Origin of the sequence: Actinomadura sediminis, from assembly GCF_042675525.1 — a bacterium.
GTDB classification, from domain to species: Bacteria; Actinomycetota; Actinomycetes; order Streptosporangiales; family Streptosporangiaceae; genus Spirillospora; species Spirillospora sediminis.
Window position 1 is genome coordinate 72,427 of record NZ_JBHTJA010000022.1, and the last position, 6,247, is coordinate 78,673.

Genomic DNA, 6,247 nt, shown 5'->3' on the forward strand with positions numbered 1-6,247 from the left:
GCCGGCCCGGAACGGTCGGTCAGGCGAGCGCGGCCAGGTCGTACCGGTCGAGGTTCATGACCTTGTCCCACGCGGCGACGAAGTCCTGGACGAACTTCTCCTTCGCGTCGTCGCTGGCGTAGACCTCCGCGACCGCGCGGAGTTCGGAGTTCGAGCCGAACACGAGGTCGGCGCGGCTGCCCGTCCAGCGCACCTCGCCGGACGCGTCGCGGCCCTCGAAGGTCTCCGAGTTCTCGTCCACCGGCTTCCACACCGTGCCCATGTCGAGCAGGTTGACGAAGAAGTCGTTGGTCAGCTTCCCGGGGGTGTCGGTGAGGACGCCCAGGGACGTCTGACCGTGGTTCGCCTCGAGGACGCGCAGGCCGCCGAGGAGGACGGTCATCTCGGGGGCGCTCAGGGTCAGCAGGTTCGCCCGGTCGATCAGCAGGAACTCGCCCGGCAGCTCGTGGCCCTTCTTGAGGAAGTTGCGGAACCCGTCGTGCATGGGCTCCATCACCTCGAACGACTCCACGTCGGTCTGTTCCTGCGACGCGTCCGTGCGGCCCGGGGTGAACGGCACCTCGATGTCGTGGCCGGCGTCCTTCGCGGCCTTCTCGACGGCGGCGCACCCGCCGAGCACGATGAGGTCGGCGAGCGAGATCCGCTTGCCGCCCGTCTGCTCGGCGTTGAACGCCTCCTGGACCTCCTCCAGCCTGCGCAGGACGGTCGCGAGCCGCTCGGGGTCGTTGACCTCCCAGTTCCGCTGCGGCTCGAGCCGGATGCGGGCGCCGTTGGCGCCGCCGCGCTTGTCGGTGCCGCGGAACGACGCCGCCGACGCCCACGCGGTGGAGACCAGCTCCGAGACCGACAGGCCCGAGTCGAGCACCCGGGCCTTGAGGGCGGCGACGTCCTCGGGGCCGACGAGCTCGTGGTCCACCGCCGGGACCGGGTCCTGCCAGACGAGCTCCTCGGTCGGCACCTCGGGGCCGAGGTAGCGGACGACCGGCCCCATGTCGCGGTGCGTCAGCTTGAACCAGGCGCGGGCGAAGGCGTCCGCGAACTCGTCCGGGTTGTCCTTGAAGCGCCGCGAGATCGGCTCGTAGATCGGGTCGAAGCGCAGCGACAGGTCGGTCGTCAGCATCATCGGCTGGCGGTTCAGCGTGCCGTCCTCCGGGTCGGGCACCGTGTTGGCGCCCGCGCCGTCCTTCGGCCGCCACTGGTTCGCCCCCGCCGGGCTCTTCGTCAGCTCCCACTCGTAGCCGAACAGGACCTCCCAGAAGGTGTTGTCCCACTTGGTCGGGGTGGGCGTCCAGGTGACCTCGAGGCCGCTGGTGTGGGAGTCGCGGCCCTTGCCGGTGCCGTGCGTGCTCTTCCAGCCGAGGCCCTGGTCCTCCAGCGGGGCGCCCTCGGGCTCGGGGCCGATGTGCTCGTCCCCCGGGGCCGCGCCGTGCGTCTTGCCGAAGGTGTGGCCGCCGGCGATCAGCGCGACGGTCTCCTCGTCATTCATGCCCATGCGGCCGAACGTCTCGCGGATGTCGCGGGCCGCGGCGACCGGGTCGGGGTTGCCGTTGGGGCCCTCCGGGTTGACGTAGATGAGGCCCATCTGCACCGCGGCCAGGGGCTTCTCCAGGTCGCGGTCTCCGCTGTAGCGCTCGTCGTCGAGCCAGACGGTCTCCGGGCCCCAGAAGACGTCCTCCTCGGCCTCCCAGGCGTCCTCGCGGCCCCCGCCGAAGCCGTACGTCTTGAGGCCCATCGTCTCGAGGGCGACGTTGCCGGCCAGGATCATCAGGTCGGCCCAGGAGATCTTCCGGCCGTACTTCTGCTTCACCGGCCACAGGACGCGGCGGGCCTTGTCGAGGCTCGCGTTGTCCGGCCAGCTGTTCAGCGGCGCGAACCGCTGCTGGCCCGCGCCGGCGCCGCCCCGGCCGTCGCTGACGCGGTAGGTGCCCGCGCTGTGCCACGCCATCCGGATGATCAGCGGCCCGTAGTGCCCGAAGTCGGCCGGCCACCAGTCCTGCGAGTCCGTGAGGACGCGCGCGATGTCCTCCTTCACGGCGGGCAGGTCGAGGCTGTTGAACGCCTCGGCGTAGTTGAAGTCCTCGCCCAGCGGGTTCGCCACGGGGGGGTTCTTGGCGAGCATCTTCAGGTTGAGCCGGTCGGGCCACCAGCCGCGGTTGCCGCCGCCCTGCGTCGGGTGCGGGGCGCGGGTCCGCGCGACGGGGCAGCCGCCCTCGCCCGCCTTGTCGGTGTCGTGAACGTTGTCGGCCATGCGATTCCTTCCGGTGCTGAGCGGGGGTGGGGATCAGGAACTCTCGGCGGTGGAGCAGTCGGGACACAGCCCCCAGTAGACGACCTCGGCCTCGTCGACCGCGTAGCCGCGATCGTCCGACGCGGTCAGGCACGGCGCGTCGCCGACCGCGCAGTCGACGTCGGCGATGGCGCCGCAGGCCCGGCACACGAGGTGGTGGTGGTTGTCGCCGACCCGCAACTCGTAGCGCGCCACGGACCCGGACGGCTGGATGCGCCGGACGAGCCCCGCGGCGGTCAGCGTGTGCAACGAGTCGTACACGGCCTGGTGGGAGACCTTGGGAAGGCTGCTGCGCACGGCACCGATGATCGTGTCCGTGTCCGCGTGCGGGTGCGCCAGCACCGCGCTCAGCACGGCCGTCCGGGGACGGGTCACGCGCAGAGCGGCCCCGCGCAGCATCCGCTGGAAGTCCAAGGCCGTCGCCACGTCGGAAAGACTGTCCCAGTTTCTTGAACCAGTCAAGAGTAGGAATCGATAAGGGAGAAAACGTTGATCTCACCCCGCCTGACGTGCCCGGACGCGCCCGGGCCCCGGCCCCGCGCTCGCCCCCGGCCGGGCCGGTCTTCGCGGGTACCCTGCCCGGCATGAGCGAAACCGCGATCATCACCGGGGCGGCGGGCGGCATCGGCGCGGCGACGGCCCGGCTGCTGGCGGCGTCCGGTGCCCGCTGCGTGCTCGTGGACCGCGACCCGAAGGTGGCGGACGTCGCCGCGTCGATCGGCGGCACCGCCCTGGTGGGCGACCTGACCGACCCCGACCTGTCGGTGCGGGCCGCCGCGGACGCGGGGGACGGGCTCGGCCTGGTCGTCCTCAACGCCGGGACGAACTGCGCCGACAAGGACCCGGCCACGCTCGACCTCGACCGCTACCGGGCGGTCGTCGGGGTGAACCAGCACTCGGTCACCTACGGGCTGCGGGCCGCGCTGCCGGCGCTGCGGCGGCGCGGCGGCGGCTCGATCGTCGTGACCGCGTCGCTCGCCGCGCTGCACGGCGTCGAGCAGGACCCGATCTACACGATGACGAAGCACGCGGTCATCGGCCTGGTGCGCGCCCTGTCCGGCCCGCTGGCGCGGGAGGGCATCCGGCTCGGCGCCGTCTGCCCCGGGCTCGTCGACACCCCGCTCATCGAGGGCGGACGCGACCGCTTCCGGGCGGCGGGCGTCCCGATGCTCACCGCCGACGAGGTCGCCGCCGCGATCGTGGAGACGCTCCGCGACGGCGAGCCCGGCACCGAACTCGTCGTCCGTCCGGGCCGGACGCCCGTACGGTACTCCCCGGCCCCGGTCCCATAACCTGCGCGCCACGGCACATCACCGCGGGCCGCCGCGTTGCGGACGTCCGGCCCTGCGCGGCGGCCGAAAGAGGCCCGTGACCGTGGGCGAAGCACCGGACGAGCTGCGCCCGCCGGCTGCGCACGGTGCGCCGTCCGCCGCCCGCCGGCGACACGCCGCTGATCTTCACAAAGCCACGAATGCGGGATACGTTCCCAGCAGTAACGTACGTCTCAGTTAGCGCGGTGGTTCGATGGAGTCGTTGGAAACCTTCCTGTCCGACGTGAGCGGCTTCGTCTGGGGCCCTTGGCTGCTCATTCCCCTGCTTCTGCTGACCGGCCTCTATCTCACGATCCTGCTGCGCGGCGTGCAGTTCCGCCACTTCAAGCTCGCCTTCTGGCTCGCGTTCATCAAACGGAGCGACGGCGCCGACAGCGAGGGCGACATCGCCCACTACCAGGCGCTGACCACGGCGCTGGCCGCCACCGTCGGCGTCGGCAACATCGCCGGCGTCGCGACCGCCATCGCCCTCGGCGGGCCGGGCGCGGTGTTCTGGATGTGGTGCACCGGCCTCGTCGGCATGGCGACCAAGTACAGCGAGGCGTTCCTCGGGGTGCGGTTCCGGCGCAAGGACGCCGCCGGGGAGCAGAGCGGCGGCCCCATGCACTACCTCCGCGAGGGGATCAAGGGCCGCCTCGGCTGGTTCCTGGGCGGGTTCTTCGCCATCGCGGGCGTCCTCGCGTCCTTCGGCATCGGCAACATGGTCCAGGCCAACACCGTGACCAGCAACGTCGAGTCCGAGTGGGGCGTGCACACCTGGGTCACCGGCCTGATCATCACGGTCCTGGCCGCCCTGGTCATCCTCGGCGGCATCAAGGCCATCGGCCGGATCACCGCCCTCTTCGTGCCGATCATGATCGTCTTCTACATCCTGGGCGCGCTCGGCGTCCTGGCGTTCAACATCGGCGAGCTGCCCGGCGCGGTCGGCCTCATCTTCACCGACGCCTTCACGGGCACGTCCGCCACCGGCGGCTTCGTCGGCGCGGGCGTCGCCGCGGCCATCCGGTACGGTGTCGCGCGCGGCATCTTCTCCAACGAGTCCGGGCTCGGCACCGGCGGCATCGCCGCGGCGGCCGCCAAGACCACGCACCCGGTGCGGCAGGCCCTCGTGTCGATGACCCAGACCTTCATCGACACCCTCGTCGTCGTCAGCTTCACCGCCCTCGCCATCATCGTGACGGACGCCTGGAAGAGCGGCGGCGAGGACGAGGCGGCCACCTTCACCGCCCTCGCCTTCGACGAGGGGCTGCCGGGCGACTGGGGCAGCATCATCGTCACGTTCGGCGTGCTGTTCTTCGCGTTCTCCACCCTGCTCGGCTGGTCGTACTACGGCGAGCGCTGCATGGAGTACCTGTTCGGCCGCAAGGCCGTGCTCCCCTACCGGCTGTTCTTCATCGGGATGATCTACGTGGGCTCGGTGTCCACGATCACCGTGGTGTGGAACTTCTCCGACGTGATGAACGGGCTGATGGCGCTGCCGAACCTCGTGGGCCTGCTCATCCTGAGCCCGCTCGTCTGGCGGGAGACCCGCAGCTACTTCAAGCACGGGCCGCAGGAGGAGCCGTCCGACGCGATCAAGACCTGACGACTCCCGCACGACTCGGCCCCGGGACGCCCTCCCGGGGCCGAGTCATGTTGGAACAGGTTCTCGTGAGACGCACGGATCACCGTTCTCCGCAATGGCGACGATCAACAATGAATCCGAATACGCCACACCTTTCATTTCTGCAATGTGAGCCACTTCCCTCACTGCAACACCATGTAACGCGACTTACATAGATGCCAAAAGAAGCCGTCGATGTAGTCACCTTTAGGGCGTTGACCGCCCCCCGCCCCTTGCCTATGGTGTGAATAGAACGCGTTCTAGCTAGACGGTCGGAGACTCGGGTCGATGGAGACGAGACGTCCTCCGGCCGGCCGTCCCCGGTACGCACCTTCCCCGATCCCCCGGCCACGGACGGGTGAGGCCGGACCGCGGGACTCCCACCCCCTTCCTCCGGGTGCAGGCGCGACGCCCACGTCCCCGAAATGAGGACCCCCTTGTCCCGCATCAGCAAGAAGGCCGCGTTCCTCTCGACGACCGCGGCGGCCGCACTCACCGTCGCCATGACCGCCACCCCCGCGCTGGCCTGGCCGGCCGGCAGCTTCACCGCCACCCTCGACGGTGACATGGTCATCGACGCGGGCATCGCCGCGACGTGCACCGACTCCACGCTCAGCGGGTCCGTCGCCGCGGACGGCACGCTCACCGTCACCAACGCGTCCGTCTCGGGCTGCGGCGTCACCGTCACCCCGGTCGGGCTGCCCTGGAGCGGCAGCCTCAGCAACGGCGTCGCGTCCTTCAACGGCTTCAAGATGAGCGCCATCGGCTGCACGTTCGGCGGGAACATCAGCGGTTCCTACTCCGGCGGCGAGACCTTCCCCGTCACCGCCGCGTTCACCGAGCAGACCGTCAACCGGACGAGCGGCTTCTTCTGCCCGTCCTCCGCCACGATCACCGCGTCCTACACCTTCGCCCAGCCCTGATCCGCGGGACCGCCAGGTCCCCCCTCCCCGGCCCCGGCGGGCGCCCGCCGGGGCCCTCGGGCGCGCCCGGCCGCCCCGGCCGCGGCCGCCGCCGAGCCGGCCG

Annotated in this window: 5 protein-coding genes; 3 read left to right on the plus strand and 2 right to left on the minus strand. The window is 71.0% G+C overall.

What is annotated here, in order from left to right; all coding sequences use genetic code 11:
* Nucleotides 1-19: 19 nt before the first annotated feature.
* Nucleotides 20-2,248 carry a catalase/peroxidase HPI gene (gene katG, locus ACFQ11_RS14395; protein ID WP_378298801.1) on the minus strand — a complete coding sequence of 743 codons (2,229 nt, stop codon included), beginning with the start codon at nucleotides 2,246-2,248 and terminating at the stop codon, nucleotides 20-22.
* A 33-nt stretch (nucleotides 2,249-2,281) separates the two neighbouring features.
* Nucleotides 2,282-2,686 (minus strand): Fur family transcriptional regulator, encoded by a 405-nt coding sequence (locus ACFQ11_RS14400; RefSeq protein ID WP_449193561.1) that lies wholly within the window; start codon nucleotides 2,684-2,686, stop codon nucleotides 2,282-2,284.
* Between the two features lie 185 nt (nucleotides 2,687-2,871).
* Between ACFQ11_RS14400 and ACFQ11_RS14405 the strand changes: the two genes are divergently transcribed.
* From ACFQ11_RS14405 to ACFQ11_RS14415, 3 genes are all read left to right on the plus strand, one after another.
* Entirely contained in the window at nucleotides 2,872-3,579 is a 708-nt protein-coding gene (locus ACFQ11_RS14405; RefSeq protein WP_378298803.1) for an SDR family oxidoreductase, read from the plus strand.
* A gap of 232 nt (nucleotides 3,580-3,811) precedes the next feature.
* The gene (locus ACFQ11_RS14410) at nucleotides 3,812-5,203 is read left to right on the plus strand and encodes an alanine/glycine:cation symporter family protein (protein ID WP_378298804.1); all 1,392 of its coding nucleotides are present in this window, start codon (nucleotides 3,812-3,814) and stop codon (nucleotides 5,201-5,203) included.
* 455 nt (nucleotides 5,204-5,658) lie between these two features.
* The gene (locus tag ACFQ11_RS14415) at nucleotides 5,659-6,144 is read left to right on the plus strand and encodes a hypothetical protein (protein WP_378298805.1); all 486 of its coding nucleotides are present in this window, start codon (nucleotides 5,659-5,661) and stop codon (nucleotides 6,142-6,144) included.
* Nucleotides 6,145-6,247 lie beyond the last annotated feature (103 nt).